Raw genomic sequence first — 18,275 nt, forward strand, 5'->3', positions numbered from 1 at the left:
TTTCATTATAAGTCATGTGGGACTTTTTGCATACCGTCAAAAAGCCCTACAATATCTGAATGAGATTTACCCACTACAGAAATTATAGAGCCCTTTTATTTTGCCCATTATAGTTAGAAATATGTTATAATAAATAGTGATTGTATGTTTAGAATGGGGTGTAGACCGTGCGTCATGTATTTATTATCGGAAGTCGAGGGCTTCCTGCTAAGTATGGAGGATTTGAGACTTTTGTAGAAGAACTAGTCAGCAATCAATCCTCTCGTGAGATTCAGTACCATGTTGCTTGCTTGAGTGACACAGAGCACGGAACACACTTCTCCTACAAAGGCGTTGATTGCTTCAATGTCAAGGCTCTCTCCTTGGGACCGGCGCGTGTCATTGCTTATGATATGCAGGCATTAAGGCTAGCTTTTTCTTACATTGAAGCTGAAAACATTGAAAAACCTATTTTTTATATTTTAGGAAATACTATTGGCGCTTTCATGGGACCTTTTGCGCGTAAAATCAAGCATCTTGGTGGAAAATTCTACATCAATCCAGATGGCTTAGAATGGAAACGCAGTAAGTGGTCTCGCCCAGTCCAAGCTTATTTGAAATATGCTGAAAAGATGATGACTAAAACAGCTGATTTGGTGATTTCGGATAATATCGGGATTGAAAACTATATCAGAGAAACTTACCCTTGGTCTAAGACGACATTTATCGCCTACGGAACAGACCTCAGTGCCTCTAGTTTATCATCACAAGATGAGCGTGTACGTGCGTTTTTTGATAACTGTCAGAGCCTTGAAAAAGGCTATTACCTTCTTGTAGGACGTTTTGTTCCTGAGAATAACTATGAAACAGTTATTAAAGAGTTCATGGCGTCAAAAACGAAGCGAGACTTAATTATTATTTGTAATCACGAAGGTAATGCTTATTTTGATAGTTTGAAAGAAGCAACGGGTTTTGAGTCTGATCCAAGAATTAAGTTTGTGGGAACTGTTTACGATAGGGACTTGCTAACCTACATTAGACAAGAAGCTTTTGCTTATATTCACGGTCATGAAGTGGGAGGGACCAATCCTGGCTTACTAGAAGCCCTAGCACACACAGATCTTAACCTGGTTCTTGGAGTTGATTTTAATCAGCAGGTGGCTCAGAAAACAGCCCTTTATTGGACGAAAAAAGAGGGCTCACTTGCTAAACTTCTAGATCAAAAAGATCAAGAATCGGATTTTAGTCAGTTAGGACAAGAAGCCCATCAGCATATGACAGCCAATTATACTTGGCAAAAAATTGTAGCAGAATATGAGGAATTATTTTTGAATGAAAGTTAACATTCTTCTGTCCACCTATAATGGAGAGCAGTTTTTAGCAGAACAGATTAAGAGTATTCAGGCGCAGACCTTTACAGGTTGGCAATTGTATATTCGAGATGATGGTTCTGTAGATAAGACCCCAGAGATAATTCATTCTTTTGTAGCTGAGGATGAGCGTATTCATTTCATTAATGCGACGAATCGTGAAAACTATGGGGTCATCAAAAATTTCTTTACTCTTTTAAAATACCAATCAGCAGATTTTTACTTTTTTTCTGACCAGGATGATATTTGGTTGGAGCATAAACTAGAACTTTGCCTTGATCGTATTCAGAGGGAAAGGCAGGACCAACCTTTGTTGGTTTATACAGATTTGACTGTAGTTGATCAGGATTTGACTGTAATCAACGAAAGTATGGTTCGCACCCAATCACATCATGCTAACACACAACTAGTTGAGGAAATCACTGAGAATACGGTCACTGGAGGTACTGCGCTAATCAATCACAGTCTTGCAGAACAATGGACTTCTTATGAAGGTTTATTGATGCACGACTGGTATTTAGCCTTGATCGCTGCAGCTATGGGGAAATTGATCTATATCGATGAACCGACAGAGTTGTATCGTCAACATGATGCTAATGTTTTGGGAGCAAGAACCTGGTCAAAACGGATGAAAAACTGGCTGGCTCCCCATAAATTGATTGCCAAGTATTGGTGGCTTATTCAATCAAGTCAGCAACAAGCGAGTGCTTTATTAAGCTTGGAACTACCAAGTGAGCATCGTGAGCTGGTTGAAGCTTTTGTGATGATTATGGATCAGCCTCTGCTCAAGCGTCTTGCAATGTTAAACAAATACGGTCTAAGAAAAAATCGCGCCTTCCATACGCTGGTTTTTAAGACCTTAATCATTACCAAATTTGGTTATAGGAGAAAATAAAAATGGATTTATTTAGCAAAAAAAATCGTATTTTGTTAAAAGAATTGATTAAAACCGATTTTAAACTGCGTTATCAAGGGAGTGTGATTGGCTATCTGTGGTCAATTCTTAAACCGATGATGATGTTTGCCATTATGTATGTGGTTTTCATTCGTTTTCTACGTTTAGGAGGAGATGTTCCGCACTTTCCAGTAGCTCTCTTACTTGCCAATGTTGTCTGGTCTTTCTTTTCTGAGGCGACATCTATGGGGATGGTTTCCATTGTTACTCGAGGCGACTTGTTGCGTAAATTGAGCTTTTCAAAACATATCATTGTTCTATCAGCTATTTGCGGAGCCATGATTAACTTTGGGATTAACCTTCTTGTTGTTCTTTTATTCTCAGTGATCAATGGTGCAGTGAGCTCATGGCAAGCGATTTTTGCCTTACCGCTTTTCTTTGAACTTTTTGTTTTGGCATTTGGTGTAGCCTTGATTTTAGCAACACTCTTTGTTAAGTTTCGTGATATGAACCAAATCTGGGAAGTCTTTATGCAGGCAGGGATGTATGCCACACCCATTATTTACCCGATTAGTTTTGTATCAGAAAAAAGTTTATTAGCAGCGAAAGTGATGATGCTTAATCCTTTAGCTCAAATCATTCAAGATTTACGTTATATTTTGATTGATCCAGCTAATACACCTGTTTGGAAAATGTCAACTCACGTTTGGTATATTGCTATTCCTTACGTGTTACCTTTTCTTATTTTAGGAATTGGGCTTGCTATTTTTAATCGTAGTGCTAAGAGATTTGCGGAGATTATCTAATGACAGAAAAACAGATTGCAGTAAAAGTAGACCATGTCAGTAAGTTTTTCCGTTTACCTACGGAGGCAACTAACAGTTTGCGTACAGCCATGGTTAATCGCTTTAAAGGGATCAAGGGATATAAAGAACAACATGTTCTGAAAGATATTTCCTTTGATGTTTATAAAGGAGACTTCTTTGGAATTGTTGGGCGTAATGGTTCTGGGAAATCAACCTTGTTGAAAATCATTTCACAGATTTATGTTCCTGAACAAGGTGCAGTGACTATCGATGGTAAACTGGTTTCCTTTATCGAGTTAGGCGTAGGTTTCAACCCCGAATTGACTGGTCGTGAGAATGTTTACATGAACGGTGCTATGCTTGGGTTTACAACTGAAGAAATCGACGGTATGTATGATGATATCGTTGAATTTGCAGAGCTTGAAGAGTTTATGAATCAAAAACTCAAGAACTATTCAAGTGGGATGCAGGTGCGTCTTGCTTTCTCAGTTGCCATTAAGGCTCAAGGTGATGTCCTTATTCTAGATGAGGTCTTGGCTGTTGGTGATGAGGCCTTTCAACGTAAGTGTAACGATTACTTTATGGAACGTAAAGAATCAGGGAAGACAACGATTTTGGTTACCCACGATATGGGTGCCGTTAAGAAGTATTGTAACCGAGCTGTCCTTATTGAAAATGGTTATGTAAAAGCCTACGGAGAACCTTTCAATGTAGCTAACCAGTATAGTTTTGATAATACTGAGCAAGTCTCTGACAGCAAAGAAGAGGTACAGGAATCTTCAGAAGAAGAGGTTAAAGAAGCGGTTATTTATGCTGAAAATCTCAACGTTGAACTCTTGTCACCAAATCGTACGACACCAAAAGAGAAGATTCGTTTCCGCCTAACCTATGATGTCTTAGAAGACATTAAGACTTATGTCGCCTTATCTTTGACTGATATTGATCGTAATATCTGGGTTTACAATGACAACTCAATGGATTATCCAAGTCAAGGCAAAGGACGCAAAGAAGTTGTTTACGAGTGTGATATCGCACATTTAAATGATATTAAGTTGAAATTGGAAGTAACAGTTCGTGACGAAGCTGGACAAATGTTGGCTTTCTCAGATGCAGCTAAGACACCGATTATTTTAGTTAGTCGTGATGACATTGCTGCTTCTGATAAGTCTGCACTTGATTCTGCCAGCGGTTTGTACCAGCGAAATGGAAGCTGGGAGTTTAGCTAGAGAAACAAAGAGGGAATGAGGATGACAGTATCAATTATTTGTACCAACTATAATAAGGGAGACTGGATTGCAGATGCAATCGATAGTTTTTTAGCACAAGAAACGCATTTTGAAGTTGAGATTATTATTGTTGATGATGCGTCGTCCGACCAATCGCCAGATATTATAAGAGATTATGCTGAACGCTACCCTGATAAAATCCGAGCTTTTTTCAATCGTGAAAATCAAGGGATTACAAAAACTTGGGTGGCGATTTGTAAAGAAGCAACAGGGGATTACATCGCACGTTGTGATGGTGATGACTACTGGATTGACCCTAAAAAACTAGAGAAGCAAGTGGCTCTTTTAGAGAAAAATTCCGAGTCAAAATGGTCTAACACGGAATTTGATATGGTCACTTCTACCGGACAGGTCACTCAGGCTAAAGCCTTTGAGAACAAGGTTCTTCCGCTGATTACAAGCTATGAAGAAATGCTGGCCCTAAAAGGAATGACCATGGCATCAACTTGGCTAGTTGAAAGAGAGCTCATGCTAGAAGTCAATGAGTCGATTTCTCTAGATGCTATTGACGATACTTTTGATCTTCAATTAGAGTTGTTCAAGAGAACGCAGCTTAGCTTTTTACCAGATTCGACGACTGTTTATCGTATGGATCCAGAGTCAGACTCAAGAACACTCAATGTAGCTCGTTTGGAAAATCGTTTTGATCGCTTGAGGGATACTCAGTTAGCCTATCTTAAAAAGTATCCTAATACTGATTTTGCTAAGGTCTTGGAAAAACTCTTACCTCAACATAATGAATTTGAAAAACGCTTAGCCCTCTCACATTTACCAAACGCTTATCTGACTGGGCAATTCATCACGGTTTATATTGCAGATGAGAAAGGAAATTTTTCAGAAGAGGATGCTCGTCATTTCCCTGTTCAAACCAAAGGTTCTCTAGAAATAGAGCTCCCTGAACAAGTAGATTTAGTGCGTATTGATATGACAGAGCTTCCCAGTTATTTCAAAAGCTTACGCTTGATTAACGTGGACTATCAGACTCAGATTCTACCCAAACACACATCAGGGGTTATTATCGGTGACCAGTATTACTTTGGGCATCACGACCCTCAATTGTATTTTGATATTGCGTCATTTAAATCCAAACGATTTGTTTTGGATTATGAGTTGTACGATGTCACAGACGTCACTAGTCAAGATAATTTTGTTGCTCAATTAACTGCTCAACTCAGTGACTATGAGACTCTATATCGTGAACACAGTCAGTTAATGAGACAGGCCCAGCATTTTGAACAAGAAAGTCAAGCCTATAAACAACAACTTGAAGAAATGGTTGTTCGCTATAATTCAGTTACACACTCAAGACGATGGACAATTCCAACTAAACTAATAAATTTCTTTAGGAGAAAATAATGAAGCGTTTGCTTTTATATGTACATTTTAATAAATACAATCGAATCAGTCAGCATGTTTTATATCAGCTAGAAGAGATGCGACCGTTATTTAGTAAGATTGTTTTCATTTCAAATAGCTTACTGTCAGCAGAAGATCAAGGGCTTCTTCGAGATAAAGGTCTCATGGATGACTTTATTCAACGTGAAAATAAAGGATTTGACTTTGCTGCTTGGCGTGACGGAATGATTCATATTGGTTTTGATCAAGTGGTTAGCTATGATTCTGTAACAGTGATGAACGATACTTGTTTTGGTCCTCTATGGGATTTAGCACCTCTTTATCACCGTTTTGAGTCTGATAAAAAGGTTGATTTTTGGGGAATGACCAATAACCGAGAAACGTCAAAATCGAGACAAACACAGGGCTTTAGAGAACATCTTCAATCCTATTTTATGTCCTTTAAAGCGACAGCATTGACGAGTCAAGCATTTAAAACCTTCTGGCTCAATATCAAAGACTTTGATAATGTTCAAGATGTCATTAACCATTATGAGACACAGGTGACAACAACTTTGTTAGATGCGGGCTACCACTATAAAGCTGTGTTTGATACGACTAAGGAGGATGCTAGTCATTTACTCCATGCTGACTTTTCTTACTATCATCCGACAGCCATCTTGGATCATCGAGTACCATTTATCAAAGTTAAGACGATTGATGCTAATCAGCACATCACACCTTACCTGTTGAATCATATTGAAAGCATCTCTTCTTACCCAGTTGATCTTATTGTTAGTCATATGTCGGATATTAACTATCCTGATTTTAAGTACCTTTTGGGACGAAAATATCTTGATAAGACAGTACTCACATCAGAGATTGATGGGAAAGTAGCAGTTCATTTGCATGTGTTTTATGTCGACTTGCTTCAAGATTTTCTAGATGCCTTTCATAAGAGTTTTCACTTCAAGTATGACCTTTTTATCACAACAGATAGTCTTGAAAAACAAGCTGATATTGAAGGGATACTGATTGAAAATCAGTTAACGTCACGAGTTTTTGTAACAGGAAATGTTGGTCGTGATGTCCTCCCAATGTTGAAACTGAAGGATTACTTATTAGAGTACGACTACGTGGGCCATTTCCACACCAAGAAATCTAAAGAAGCTGATTTTTGGGCAGGTGAGTCCTGGCGTAAGGAGCTGATTGAGATGTTGATCAATCCAGCAGATACTATCCTGACGTCGATGGAAAAGCAAGAAAACTTAGGGTTAGTGATTGCTGATATTCCAACTTTTTTCCGCTATAATAAGATTGTTGATGCATGGAATGAACATGAAATCGCTCCTGAAATGAACGACCTTTGGGAAAAGATGAAGATGACAAAACCGATTGATTTTGGTCACCTTCATACCTTTGTCATGAGCTATGGAACATATGTTTGGTTTAAATACGATGCCTTAGCCCCTCTCTTTGAACTTAACCTGTCAGAAGAAGAGGTACCAGCAGAGCCATTGCCACAAAACTCGATTCTACATGCAATCGAGCGTTTGTTGGTTTACATTGCTTGGGATAGGCACTATGACTTCCGAATTTCACAAAATCCAATTGCTTTGACACCATTTATCGACAATAAATTGCTCAATGAGCGTGGAGATTCAGCTCCACATACCTTTGTCGATTTTAATCATTTAGGAGGGATCAAAGGGGCGCTTAAATATATTGTAATCGGTCCAGCTAGGGCTATTAAGTATATTGTGAAACGTTCTTTAGAGAAAATTAAGTCATGAATCGTCATTTAAAACATAACAAGTGGAACCATTATTATGAGTGGGTTAAAGACTATGCTCCTGAGATCATGCTAGGGCTCAAGTACCTTTTTCCTTTTATTCTCATTGTTCTTGCAGCTATTTCAATGGGGCAATTTTCATACTTTTTAGTGGGGCTCTTTGAATTAGCTAGCATCATTATTATCACTAATATTATTTTTACCAGACATGAGTTATGGGCTTACGTCTTCAACTGTTTAGCACTGTTAGTTTTCAATATACAGTTTTTTGTCCTTTATTTTGGAGGCTCCTTCGTTTCCTTGGTAATGCTAACGAATGTGGATTCTTTAGGTGCTCTGAGTGGGAAGATGCCTCTCTATCTCTTTGGTATCCTATTGATGTTAGCGGTAACTTTCCTGCCTATTATGGAACTAGAATTTCCATTTGAGCATGCAAAGATGCTGTCAGTAGTTGTTATTTGTGATCTTATTTTTACTCTTTTTGTTGGTAATGGTTACTCAGCGGCTTTTGGTGTTTTTGATATTTTTCAGCAGTATGCTGATAACCGTCAGCTCCGTAACAAAATTGCTGATCAAGATAATGTTGCGAAAACTTTTTACCAATCAGGGATTCAGGATGCAGTAGCTAAACCAGACAGTCTCAAAGAGAAACCTAACGTCATTTTGATTTTTGTCGAAGGCTTGTCTCAGAATATTATTGACGACCGTCAGAAAATCATGCCCAACGTGGCTAAGTTGCAAGATCAATCTTTGCAATTTAAAAATTATTACAATCATACTTTTGCAACCTACCGTGGCTTGATTGGGCAGCTCTTTTCAGGTTATCAATTAGAAAATTATGATAAAAATAATTTGGTATCAATGCAAAGCGTGTTTGCAAATCAAGGTTATCAGACGTCATTTATCAACACAGAACCTGAAAATACCCAATTTACATCCTATTTGGAAAATTTAGGTTACAATAATGTCATTTCAGATTCTTCAAAAACAAGTGGTTCAGAGAATACCTTGTCTGACAAAGAAGCATTTGAAAAATTGTACAGCACTATTAGCGAACAAAATGCTAGCGGTCAACCATTCTTTACCACTATGTATACCTTTGGAACGCACATGTCCCTTGATTCCAGTGATAAGAAATATGGTGATGGAAAGACACCTTTCCTAAACAAATTCTATAATTTTGATTACCAATTCAATGAATTTATGAAGAAATTCAACAGCAGTTCCTTGGCTGATAATACCATGATTGTCTTCACGACAGACCATTCAACTTATATGGACAATGATTATTCAGAAGCCTTTCCTAATTATCAGCGTGACAATGGAGATGTCGATAAGATACCACTCTTTATCTACTACAAAGGAATAACACCACAAACCGTTGATGTGCAAGGACGCAATTCGTTAGATATGGCACCGACTATCTTTGATTACTTAGATATTTCAGCAAGTAATTATTTCTTAGGTGTGAGCCTCTTTATGCCGAAAGAAAATAATAATAATTATGATACTGTTTTTCATGATAATTCCAATTTGCTATCCACTGACGGAGCAGCGATAACATCATTGACAGAGAGTCAACAATCCATTATTGAAAATCAGTTGACCAAGTATTTTGCGGCAAAAGAGGAGGTTGTGAGCAAATGATTAATTTCAAGAAAATAGCTTTAAACGCTTATTATCTTGCAGCTAGTTTGATTTTTTTGATTGAATCAACCACCTATATCAAGCGTAACGGTGACCAAATTTGGTTTGCAGAACGTGCAATGCACACGCATTACAATTACTTCGGATTTGCCATTGATCGCTACATGACTTGGAGTAGTCGTCTTTTGATAGAGTCTGCTACGATGTATTTTTCGATTCATACCATTTTATTTCAGATAGTGCTTTTCCTCGGAACGTTTGCCTTTCTAAAAATGGCTCAACAGTTTTTCTTTAAGGGAAAACTTTGTTTAGAAATTCTTCTACCAATCTTGTATCTAGCAACCTTTTTCCCAGATACCTATACGAGTGCTGGTCTGATTGCGACGGTGACCAATTATTTATTTCCAACCTTTACCTTTATGACGGCATGGTATATGACGTCTAAGCAAAATCACAAGTGGTTCCTAGCATCGATTCCTTTTTGGATTTTCACCTGTATGCAAGAACAATTTGCTATTATCACCTTCGTCTTATTTTTCATGTTGTTGGCGAAGGAAGTTGTTCAAGCTAAAGGATTCACCAAGGTGTCATGGAATTATTTCCATCTTTCTGCCTTTGGCTTTGGTTTGTTAGGTATCCTATCCGCCTTGTTGTCTCCAGGGAGTGACATCAGATCTAAGGAAGAAATCACTAGCTGGTATCGACATTTTGCGGATCTAACACTCGTTGAAAAAATCTATCAAGGGTTTGTTGAAACCAATCGGGTTCTTTTTATGAACCTTACGTTTTCCATTGTTTTCCTTTTATTAGCAGCCTTGGTTTGGTTAGCCTTTTTGAAAAAAGATTGGTTATCAACGGCTATGAGTCTAGCTATTTCAGCTTTGTTGGTTCTGACCAGATTAAAATCTATTGACTGGTTATCAGGAATTATAAAGTCCATTACGGTCAAGGATATTTATCAAGGTTTAGTTTATAATTTGGCAAAACAAGACTGGTTAACACCGACCCTATTTTTCCTTGTTATTTTGTTGGCGCTAGGAATTATCATTTTTAGAATCTTTGATAGCAAATCATCTTATTTTGTTTTTGCAATGGTTGCAGCAGGATATGCCTCTAGAATGTTAATTTCCTTCTCACCAACAATCTATGTGTCTGAGGAGAGAACTTACACACCGCTTATCTTTACTCTTTTCTTTGTTTTGTTGATAGCAGTAGCTGAAATCTATAGCGAATTGATCAACTTGTTTAAAGAGCCTAAAGAATCCTTGTGATAGAGTTATTTAGCATCTTAGTGCTTAGGAAGGACCTAAGGCTAGGGTGCTTTTTAAATCGAAGTTTCTTTTCTATGGGGTTATGTGTGGCTTGAGAAGTGTAGGATAAGATAGAATGAAGGGAGATATTGTGTTTCTAAAGTTTTTTAATCTTGTGTTAGCAATTGTATTCGTTTTTGTGACTGGATTTTGGTTTTACTCGGCAGCTACTTTTAAGACAGGGCTAGTGGTACCCTTTATGGTATTAGTGTTTGTATCCGTGGCCATCTGGGTGTTATTTAGTAGGTTGAGAGTCTGGTTTATTCGCTTGATGCCTGTTGCATTTGTCGTAACAGTCTTATTGCAGCTTGTCCTATTGTTATCAACAGATTTGATGATTCGATCGGATGCGGCCATGGTATTTAACGGTGCTATGAACTTGGTAAATAAGGCTGTGATTTCGCAATATCTGACTGAAAATACAAATAATTTAGCCTTGTTTTTATACGAGCGTTCCTTTTACCATTTGTTTGGAGCAAAGGCTATTTGGGTTTTGCAGGCTATTAACATGCTATTTGTAGATAGTGCGGCTATTGGTCTTTATTTGGTAGAAAAACGCTTCTTTAATCAAAGGACTGCGGTGCTCTCCTATTATAGTTACCTTGTCCTTTTAGCGGCAACACCACAGTTTTTAGCCATGTACACGGATATCATGGCTTTGCCACTTATTATGTGGCAGTTGCTACTTACCTTGTCTTTATTGCTAAAGAAAAAGAGCAGGATTGATGTGATTTTGTCTCAATCGCTTTTATTGGGAATTTTATCAGGTCTTGCTTTTTATATCAGACCTCCTTTGCTGGTTTTGATTATTGCCTTCTTTTTGATATTACTAGTTTATGGTAAATTTAAATTGTTAGGCCAGGTAATAGTAGGTTTCGGTATTGGTTTTTCCTTATTAGTAGTCAGCTTACAGTACACACAGTCACACCAAAAGGAAGTAGCTATTCAATCTGGTCAAAGTAAAACCTTGTTAAGCTTTATTGATTTGGGATTAACTTCGACAGGTACGGATCAGGCAGATTTTCAAGCAGGTTTGGCAGGTTTTGTGACACCAAAAATGGACGGCTCTTATGATGGTCGTTATGACAAGAGTGTTGTCCTAAAAGATATCAAACGTCGCTTGGCAGCTTACAATAGCTCAACTTTTACTGATCATTTGCTTTTGAAAGGACGTTTAACGCTACAAGATGGGACTTTGGGCTGGACCTATAAGGATGCTAGTCTTGAGGGAGCTTTTTATCAGAATCCGCTGTATAAGAGGTTTAAGGATATTCCGTTAGCTGTTTGGGTAAGAAACCATTTAATTTATACCGATCAAGAAGAGTTTCAATTTTCAAGGGACTATTTGCAGATGACTTGGTTGTTCCTTATTTTAGGACTTGTACTGTTTAGTCTTTTTCCAACTACATTTGGCATGAAAGAACATTTCTTGATACTTTCTCTCTTGGGGGGGCTCCTGTTCTTGATGATATTTGAAGGAGGGAAGACACGTTACCTGATTCAATTCTCTCCTCAAATTTTCTTGTTGAGTGCTTTAGGTTTTCAATCTTTCTTGAATCTTATAGAAAATAACAGATCTAGTAAGCGCTTTGTTGTTAGTTTTAAAGACAAGCTAATGAAGCATTATAAAAGCTAATGATTGCTGTCAATACATTTTTGTACCGATTGGTACAAAAAACGTAGCAGATTCTTGAGCAGATACTAAAATTATGCTAGAGTAATGGTATTCAATTAAGATTAAAGGAGTTCGAATGGTTAAAGAATACGATTATATTGTTATTGGTGGTGGTTCAGGTGGGATTGCTTCGGCTAACCGAGCTGCCATGCACGGAGCAAAAGTCATTTTGTTTGAAGGAAAGGCAGTCGGTGGAACTTGTGTCAATGTTGGTTGTGTTCCTAAAAAGGTCATGTGGTATGGGGCTCAGGTTGCTGAGACCATCAATAACTATGCAGCTGACTATGGCTTTGATGTGGAACAGAAAGCTTTTAATTTTGAGACTTTGAAGGCTAATCGTCAGGCTTATATTGAGCGTATTCACGGTTCTTACGAACGAGGCTTTGATAGCAATGGCGTTGAGCGTGTCTATGAGTATGCGACGTTTGTAGATGCCCATACGGTTGAAGTGGCTGGTGAGCGTTACACTGCTCCACATATTTTGATTGCGACTGGAGGTCACGCCCTTTACCCAGAAATTCCTGGTGCTGAGTACGGTATCACTTCTGATGGCTTCTTTGAATTGGATGCTCTTCCAAAACGCACGGCTGTTGTTGGTGGTGGTTACATTGCCGTTGAAGTGGCTGGTGTTCTTCATGCTCTTGGCTCAGAGACGCATCTCTTTGTTCGCCAAGATCGTCCGCTCCGCAATTTTGACAAAGAAATCATCACAACACTTGTAGAAGAGATGGAAGCCCACGGTCCTCAACTTCATACCCATTCGGTACCAAAAGAAGTGCTTAAAAATGCAGATGGTAGCTTGACGCTTGTGCTTGAAAACGGTGAGGAACATACGGTTGATACCCTTATCTGGGCAATCGGTCGCCGTCCAAACATCACTGGCTATGGGCTTGAAAATACTGGCGTTGAGCTAAATAGTCGTGGTTTCATTGCAACAGATGAGTTTGAAAATACCAACGTTGAGGGTGTTTATGCTATCGGTGATGTCAATGGTAAGGTTGAGTTGACACCAGTTGCGGTCAAGACAGGTCGCCAATTAGCAGAGCGTTTGTTCAATAATAAACCAAATGCCAAAATGGATTACAAAGATGTAGCGACTGTCATCTTTAGCCACCCAGCTATCGGATCAGTCGGTTTGTCAGAAGAAGCTGCTATTGAGCAATTTGGTCAAGACCAAATCAAGGTTTATCGTTCAAGTTTCACACCAATGTACACAGCTCTTGGAGACCACCGTCAGCCAAGCAAGATGAAATTAGTGACGCTTGGAGCAGATGAAAAAATTATCGGACTTCACGGTATTGGTTACGGTGTTGATGAGATGATTCAAGGTTTTGCCGTTGCCATCAAGATGGGAGCAACTAAGGAAGATTTTGATAATACGGTTGCCATTCACCCAACAGGAGCTGAAGAGTTTGTGACGATGCGATAAATTTATCACTTGATAACAGACTACAAGGGTAACATTATATTTTATGAGTTGTGCGAATGGCTTCAATTGAAAGTATTAAAGGACTGTGTCCTTTAACCTCACTTCGTTTGTTAACGAAGTGAGCCATTCACCCAGCGTGAGCTGAAGAGTTTGTGACGATGAGATAGACTATTTAGCCACAAAAAATCAGGTTAGGAGTAAATTCCTAATCTGTTTTTTTAGTCTTCAAAAGATAGTTTCTCACTTCTGAGATAAAGTAAAGTGAGCCTGTGATGACAAAGAGGTCATCCGATGTCTGGCTTTGAGCTAGCCAGTTCTGGTAATGCGTCACCTTGTTAAATGATTCATCATAGTCATCCAAAGGTAAGGCTTCAAAGAAATCAAAGCTAGTCACACTGAGGTCAAAATCATCTAGTATGGCTAGCATCTGGCTAATGGGTTTACGTTTCAGTCCTGCAAAGAGAATGTGGATTTGACGGTCGGAGAAGTTGCTGTCAAGCATGTCCTTCAAACTCTCTAAACCTTGTGGGTTATGGGCACCATCTAAGATGATGTTATCTGTCATAAGCTCGCTTCGCCCCGGCCAGGTCGCTTTTTCCAAGCCAGTTTTGATATGACTTAGGTTAATATTGGGAAATTCTTCTGACAGGACAAGGCTGGTCATAATGGCTAGTGCGGCATTGGATTGTTGGTGCTGCCCTAGCATTTTAAGTTTGATATCGGATAAACGGATGTCATGATAAGAAAAATCAAAAGCGTTGCCTTTCGTCAAAATCTTGAAATCCTGCCCTAGTTCAAAGGTAGGAGCTTCGTATTCATAGGCAGTGTTGTAAAAGACCTGTCGTGCCTTGTTGGGAACTTTAGCGAAGATAAAAGGAAGATCGTCTTCGATAACACCAACCTTATGTTTGGCAATATCAATCAGAGAGGTGCCAAGTTTATCTGTATGGTCAAATCCGATAGACGTGCAGACCATTGCTCTTGGATGAAAGACATGGGTGGCATCGTATTCTCCACCGATACCAGCTTCGATAAAGGCGATATCAACGTTTTGCTGTGCGAAGTAAAGAAACATCAGTAAGGTAACCAACTCAAACTCTGTCACAGAACCCAAGTCAGTTTCTTTCTCTACTTTCAGGAGATAAGGTTTTAGCTGCTCTACTAGAGTAATCAAATCATCATCAGAAATAGAATTGGCATCAATAGCGATTCTCTCGTTAAAACGAGTAATAAAAGGAGAGGTGAAAGTTCCAGTTTGGTAACCTGATTGTGTGAAAATATGTTGGAGGTAGGCAGTAGTAGACCCTTTTCCATTGGTTCCAACAATATGTACAGCAGAGAAACGATGTTGGGGATTTCCAACTTGCTCTAGTAGCCAGTTCATGCGTTTGAGGCTAGTCTGTCGACCGTTAGCTTTGAAGGAGTGAATAAATTGTAGTGTTTCTTGATAAGTCATAGGAGCATTATAGCACACTTTATGAGATCAAGCGTCGTCAAGCATGGATAAGGGTGATAAAGTTACCTTTTTTGCACCACTTAACTTAATGCTATAAAAATAGCACCCCAATTGTTAGGTTCTATGTCTAACTTTTGGGGTGCAGTCTAGTCTCACCATCTTTTTTGTTGGTGGCTCTAATGTATTAATTTATTGACTAAGGTTACTATCGTTTCCTGCTGAGTTAGTTGCACCTGACGTTGTATCAGTGCCGCTATCATTTGATTGACTTTCAGTTGCTTCGCTCACAGCTGATGAGCTAGATTGGTAGCTATCAGTAGTTGTTGTATTATATTGGTCATCGTTACTAAAGTCAGATGAGTCTTGATAAGTCGTTGTAGCAGAGTTATCTGTCTGATTATTCGTTCTTTCTTTGATGACAACAGTTGTAGAGGGTTTACTAGAATCTGTATCCGAGTTTTTTGATGACTGATTCATGTAGTTCGTAATGGTGATTGAAGCGACAATGATCGAAAATATTGAAGCAAGAGTAGCCACTGTTTTTTGAAGGGCAGAAAATCCTGTTTTGACATGAGTTGTCACTTTTTTAGAAGGTTCTGGTTGTTCAGTTTTACGACTGCGTGAGTAGTTTGACATTGAAAAACTCCTTTTTATTTCTAGATTCTATTATATGATTTTCTTTTAAAAAATGCTAAAGAAAACTCGAATTTCAAAGAGACTTCCCTTCAAAAACTATGGTATAATGATAAGGATTGAGTAAACAACAAAGGATATCACATGATTTATTTAGACAACTCTGCGACAACTATCCCCTACCCAGAAGCCTTACGTACCTATCAAGAGGTCTCAAGCAAAATCTGGGGTAATCCATCTAGTCTTCACAACTTAGGAAGTCAAGCGACACGTATCCTGGAAGCATCACGGAAACAAATTGCAGAACTTCTAGGAAAGGACGCCAAAGAGATTTTCTTTACATCTGGCGGAACAGAAAGTGATAACTGGGCGCTCAAGGGAGTGGCTTTTGAGAAGGCGCGCTACGGAAAGCATATCATTGTTTCTGATATTGAGCATCCAGCTATTAAGGAGTCGGCAAAATGGCTGAGCACACAAGGTTTTGATGTTTCTTATGCACCCGTTGATGCTAGAGGGTTTGTCGATGTGGAGCAATTGGCTGCGCTTTTGAGACCTGATACCATTTTGGTTTCTATTATGGCAGTCAATAATGAAATTGGATCTATTCAGCCTATTCAAGCCATTTCAAATCTTTTAGCTGACAAGCCGACCATTACCTTCCATGTCGATGCTGTGCAGGCGATTGGTAAAATCCCTACTCACGCTTATCTGACTGATCGTGTGGACTTGGCTTCTTTTTCAGGACACAAGTTCCATGCTGTGCGTGGAGTTGGCTTCCTCTATAAAAAGACAGGCAAGAAAATTGCTCCGCTATTGACAGGTGGCGGTCAAGAAGGAGACCTTCGCTCAACCACTGAAAATGTAGCCGGTATCGCTGCTATGGCAAAGGCTCTGCGATTGACTTTGGACAAGGAAGAAAGAAGCTTACCAAAGATTGCTAAGATGAAAGAAATCATCTACACTGAGTTGGCAAGGCACGATGCTATTAGTCTATTTTCTGAGGACGGCGGGGACTTTGCACCTAATATTCTAACGTTTGGTATCAAGAATGTCCGTGGAGAGGTGATTGTTCATGCCTTTGAAGAGCACGAGATTTACATCTCGACAACCTCTGCCTGCTCGTCTAAGGCTGGTAAACCCGCTGGAACCTTGATTTCAATGGGCGTGCCGACTAAAATCGCTCAAACCGCAGTCCGTATCAGTCTCGATGATGACAATGATATGGGTCAGGTTGAGCAATTTTTAACAATTTTCAAACAAATCTATGACAAAACGAAAAAGGTGAGGTGATAGTCATTCTCACACTTAGAAGGAAAAGGAAATGACACTAACTTATTCAGAAATCATGGTTCGTTACGGCGAGCTATCAACTAAAGGCAAAAACCGCATGCGTTTCATCAATAAATTGAAACACAATATTCAGGATGTTTTGTCTATCTATCCAAATGTTAAGGTGACGGCCGACCGTGACCGTGGGCACGTTTTCCTTAATGGAACAGACTACGAACCAGTCGCAGAGTCCCTCAAGCAAATTTTTGGGATTCAAGCCTTCAATCCTGTTTATCGTCTGGACAAGGATGTGGCTGTTTTGAAAAAAGCGGTGCAGGACATTATGACAGACATTTACCAAGAAGGCATGACTTTCAAGGTATCAAGCAAGCGTGCTGACCATTCCTTTGAACTGGATTCACGTGAGCTTAATCAGACTTTGGGTGGCGCTGTTTTTGAGGTTCTACCGAACATTCAGGCTCAGATGAAAAAGCCTGACATTAACCTCAAGGTCGAAATCCGTGATGAAGCTGCTTACATTTCTTACGAAGAAATTAAGGGTGCTGGAGGGCTTCCTGTAGGTACCTCTGGTAAGGGAATGCTCATGCTATCAGGTGGGATTGACTCACCAGTTGCAGGTTTTCTAGCTCTTAAACGTGGAGTCGATATCGAGGCGGTGCATTTTGCTAGCCCTCCGTACACCAGTCCAGGAGCACTGAAAAAAGCTCACGATTTGACCCGTAAATTGACTAAATTCGGTGGTAATATTCAGTTTATTGAAGTGCCGTTTACGGAAATTCAAGAAGAAATCAAGGAAAAGGCACCAGAGGCTTACTTGATGACACTAACACGTCGTTTCATGATGCGTATTACTGATCGCATTCGTGAGGTCAGAAATGGTCTGGTCATTATTAACGGCGAAAGTCTTGGTCAGGTTGCTAGTCAAACCTTAGAATCAATGCAGGCCATCAATGCGGTGACAACAACACCTGTTATTCGTCCAGTAGTCACCATGGACAAGCTGGAAATTATTGATATTGCTCAAAAGATTGATACCTTTGACATTTCCATCCAGCCTTTTGAGGATTGCTGCACCATTTTTGCACCAGATCGTCCAAAAACAAATCCAAAAATCAAAAATGCCGAGCAGTATGAGCGACGCATGGACGTCGAAGGTTTGGTTGAACGAGCAGTGGCAGGCATTATCATTACCGAAATCACCCCAGTTGAAGAAAACCAAGATCAAGTTGATGACTTAATCGACGACTTGCTATAGGTAGAGAGTGGGATAATATCAATCCTAGATTTCCCCACCTCCACGTAGCAGTAGTTTTTGAACTAAAACACCTAATGAAGTGTGTGGGAGAAACACTGATAACAAAAATGATATGAT

The 18,275-nt window shown here is 39.3% G+C and carries 14 protein-coding genes; 12 read left to right on the plus strand and 2 right to left on the minus strand.

Going from position 1 to position 18,275, the window contains the following annotated elements; genetic code table 11:
- Positions 1 to 167: 167 nt before the first annotated feature.
- The 10 genes from cps2T to gorA all read left to right on the plus strand — a co-directional run bounded on the left by cps2T (position 168) and on the right by gorA (position 13,524).
- Positions 168 to 1,322 (plus strand): beta 1-4 rhamnosyltransferase Cps2T, encoded by a 1,155-nt coding sequence (gene cps2T / locus JOC31_RS04365; protein ID WP_205016947.1) that lies wholly within the window; start codon positions 168 to 170, stop codon positions 1,320 to 1,322.
- The gene (locus JOC31_RS04370) at positions 1,312 to 2,244 is read left to right on the plus strand and encodes a glycosyltransferase family 2 protein (RefSeq protein ID WP_205016948.1); all 933 of its coding nucleotides are present in this window, start codon (positions 1,312 to 1,314) and stop codon (positions 2,242 to 2,244) included. Before cps2T ends, JOC31_RS04370 begins: the two co-directional genes overlap by 11 nt.
- 2 nt (positions 2,245 to 2,246) lie before the next feature.
- Positions 2,247 to 3,050: an ABC transporter permease gene (locus JOC31_RS04375; RefSeq protein WP_205016949.1), complete on the plus strand. Its 804-nt coding sequence runs from the start codon at positions 2,247 to 2,249 to the stop codon at positions 3,048 to 3,050.
- Positions 3,050 to 4,276: an ABC transporter ATP-binding protein gene (locus JOC31_RS04380; RefSeq protein ID WP_205016950.1), complete on the plus strand. Its 1,227-nt coding sequence runs from the start codon at positions 3,050 to 3,052 to the stop codon at positions 4,274 to 4,276. The genes JOC31_RS04375 and JOC31_RS04380 overlap by 1 nt, the downstream gene beginning before the upstream one ends.
- Before the next feature lie 21 nt (positions 4,277 to 4,297).
- Complete coding sequence (locus JOC31_RS04385; RefSeq protein WP_205016951.1) at positions 4,298 to 5,692, plus strand: glycosyltransferase family 2 protein; 1,395 nt, start codon at positions 4,298 to 4,300, stop codon at positions 5,690 to 5,692.
- Positions 5,692 to 7,464: a rhamnan synthesis F family protein gene (locus JOC31_RS04390; RefSeq protein WP_205016952.1), complete on the plus strand. Its 1,773-nt coding sequence runs from the start codon at positions 5,692 to 5,694 to the stop codon at positions 7,462 to 7,464. Before JOC31_RS04385 ends, JOC31_RS04390 begins: the two co-directional genes overlap by 1 nt.
- On the plus strand, positions 7,461 to 9,110 hold the full coding sequence (locus JOC31_RS04395; RefSeq protein WP_239551647.1) for an LTA synthase family protein: 1,650 nt from the start codon (positions 7,461 to 7,463) through the stop codon (positions 9,108 to 9,110). Before JOC31_RS04390 ends, JOC31_RS04395 begins: the two co-directional genes overlap by 4 nt.
- Positions 9,107 to 10,381 (plus strand): hypothetical protein, encoded by a 1,275-nt coding sequence (locus tag JOC31_RS04400; protein WP_205016953.1) that lies wholly within the window; start codon positions 9,107 to 9,109, stop codon positions 10,379 to 10,381. The genes JOC31_RS04395 and JOC31_RS04400 overlap by 4 nt, the downstream gene beginning before the upstream one ends.
- A 238-nt stretch (positions 10,382 to 10,619) precedes the next feature.
- Positions 10,620 to 12,056, plus strand: a complete 1,437-nt coding sequence (locus JOC31_RS04405) for a glycosyltransferase family 39 protein (RefSeq protein ID WP_338058828.1) — start codon at positions 10,620 to 10,622, stop codon at positions 12,054 to 12,056.
- 115 nt (positions 12,057 to 12,171) lie between these two features.
- Positions 12,172 to 13,524 (plus strand): glutathione-disulfide reductase, encoded by a 1,353-nt coding sequence (gene gorA, locus JOC31_RS04410; protein WP_205016955.1) that lies wholly within the window; start codon positions 12,172 to 12,174, stop codon positions 13,522 to 13,524.
- 205 nt (positions 13,525 to 13,729) lie between these two features.
- Here the strand turns inward: gorA and JOC31_RS04415 are convergent, their stop codons facing one another.
- Positions 13,730 to 14,980 (minus strand): bifunctional folylpolyglutamate synthase/dihydrofolate synthase, encoded by a 1,251-nt coding sequence (locus tag JOC31_RS04415; RefSeq protein WP_205016956.1) that lies wholly within the window; start codon positions 14,978 to 14,980, stop codon positions 13,730 to 13,732.
- 189 nt (positions 14,981 to 15,169) lie between these two features.
- A complete protein-coding gene (locus tag JOC31_RS04420; RefSeq protein ID WP_205016957.1) occupies positions 15,170 to 15,616 on the minus strand; it encodes a DUF6556 family protein in 447 nt (148 codons plus the stop codon).
- Positions 15,617 to 15,757: 141 nt separating this feature from the next.
- Here JOC31_RS04420 and JOC31_RS04425 point away from each other — a divergent pair, with 141 nt between their 5' ends.
- A complete protein-coding gene (locus tag JOC31_RS04425) occupies positions 15,758 to 16,903 on the plus strand; it encodes a cysteine desulfurase family protein (RefSeq protein ID WP_205016958.1) in 1,146 nt (381 codons plus the stop codon).
- A 31-nt stretch (positions 16,904 to 16,934) separates the two neighbouring features.
- Positions 16,935 to 18,158, plus strand: a complete 1,224-nt coding sequence (gene thiI / locus JOC31_RS04430; protein WP_205016959.1) for a tRNA uracil 4-sulfurtransferase ThiI — start codon at positions 16,935 to 16,937, stop codon at positions 18,156 to 18,158.
- Positions 18,159 to 18,275 lie beyond the last annotated feature (117 nt).

The sequence above is a fragment of the Streptococcus saliviloxodontae genome, assembly GCF_016908655.1.
Lineage (GTDB): Bacteria > Bacillota > Bacilli > Lactobacillales > Streptococcaceae > Streptococcus > Streptococcus saliviloxodontae.

Excerpts from the sequence above, each read along its gene's own strand:
- JOC31_RS04390 (WP_205016952.1), top strand. The coding sequence starts at position 5,692 with ATGAAGCGTTTGCTTTTATATGTACATTTTAATAAATACAATCGAATC.
- JOC31_RS04415 (WP_205016956.1), bottom strand. The coding sequence starts at position 14,980 with ATGACTTATCAAGAAACACTACAATTTATTCACTCCTTCAAAGCTAAC.
- JOC31_RS04370 (WP_205016948.1), top strand. The coding sequence starts at position 1,312 with ATGAAAGTTAACATTCTTCTGTCCACCTATAATGGAGAGCAGTTTTTA.
- JOC31_RS04385 (WP_205016951.1), top strand. The coding sequence starts at position 4,298 with ATGACAGTATCAATTATTTGTACCAACTATAATAAGGGAGACTGGATT.
- JOC31_RS04380 (WP_205016950.1), top strand. The coding sequence starts at position 3,050 with ATGACAGAAAAACAGATTGCAGTAAAAGTAGACCATGTCAGTAAGTTT.
- JOC31_RS04375 (WP_205016949.1), top strand. The coding sequence starts at position 2,247 with ATGGATTTATTTAGCAAAAAAAATCGTATTTTGTTAAAAGAATTGATT.
- JOC31_RS04420 (WP_205016957.1), bottom strand. The coding sequence starts at position 15,616 with ATGTCAAACTACTCACGCAGTCGTAAAACTGAACAACCAGAACCTTCT.
- JOC31_RS04400 (WP_205016953.1), top strand. The coding sequence starts at position 9,107 with ATGATTAATTTCAAGAAAATAGCTTTAAACGCTTATTATCTTGCAGCT.
- gorA (WP_205016955.1), top strand. The coding sequence starts at position 12,172 with ATGGTTAAAGAATACGATTATATTGTTATTGGTGGTGGTTCAGGTGGG.
- JOC31_RS04405 (WP_338058828.1), top strand. The coding sequence starts at position 10,620 with ATGGTATTAGTGTTTGTATCCGTGGCCATCTGGGTGTTATTTAGTAGG.
- JOC31_RS04425 (WP_205016958.1), top strand. The coding sequence starts at position 15,758 with ATGATTTATTTAGACAACTCTGCGACAACTATCCCCTACCCAGAAGCC.
- thiI (WP_205016959.1), top strand. The coding sequence starts at position 16,935 with ATGACACTAACTTATTCAGAAATCATGGTTCGTTACGGCGAGCTATCA.
- JOC31_RS04395 (WP_239551647.1), top strand. The coding sequence starts at position 7,461 with ATGAATCGTCATTTAAAACATAACAAGTGGAACCATTATTATGAGTGG.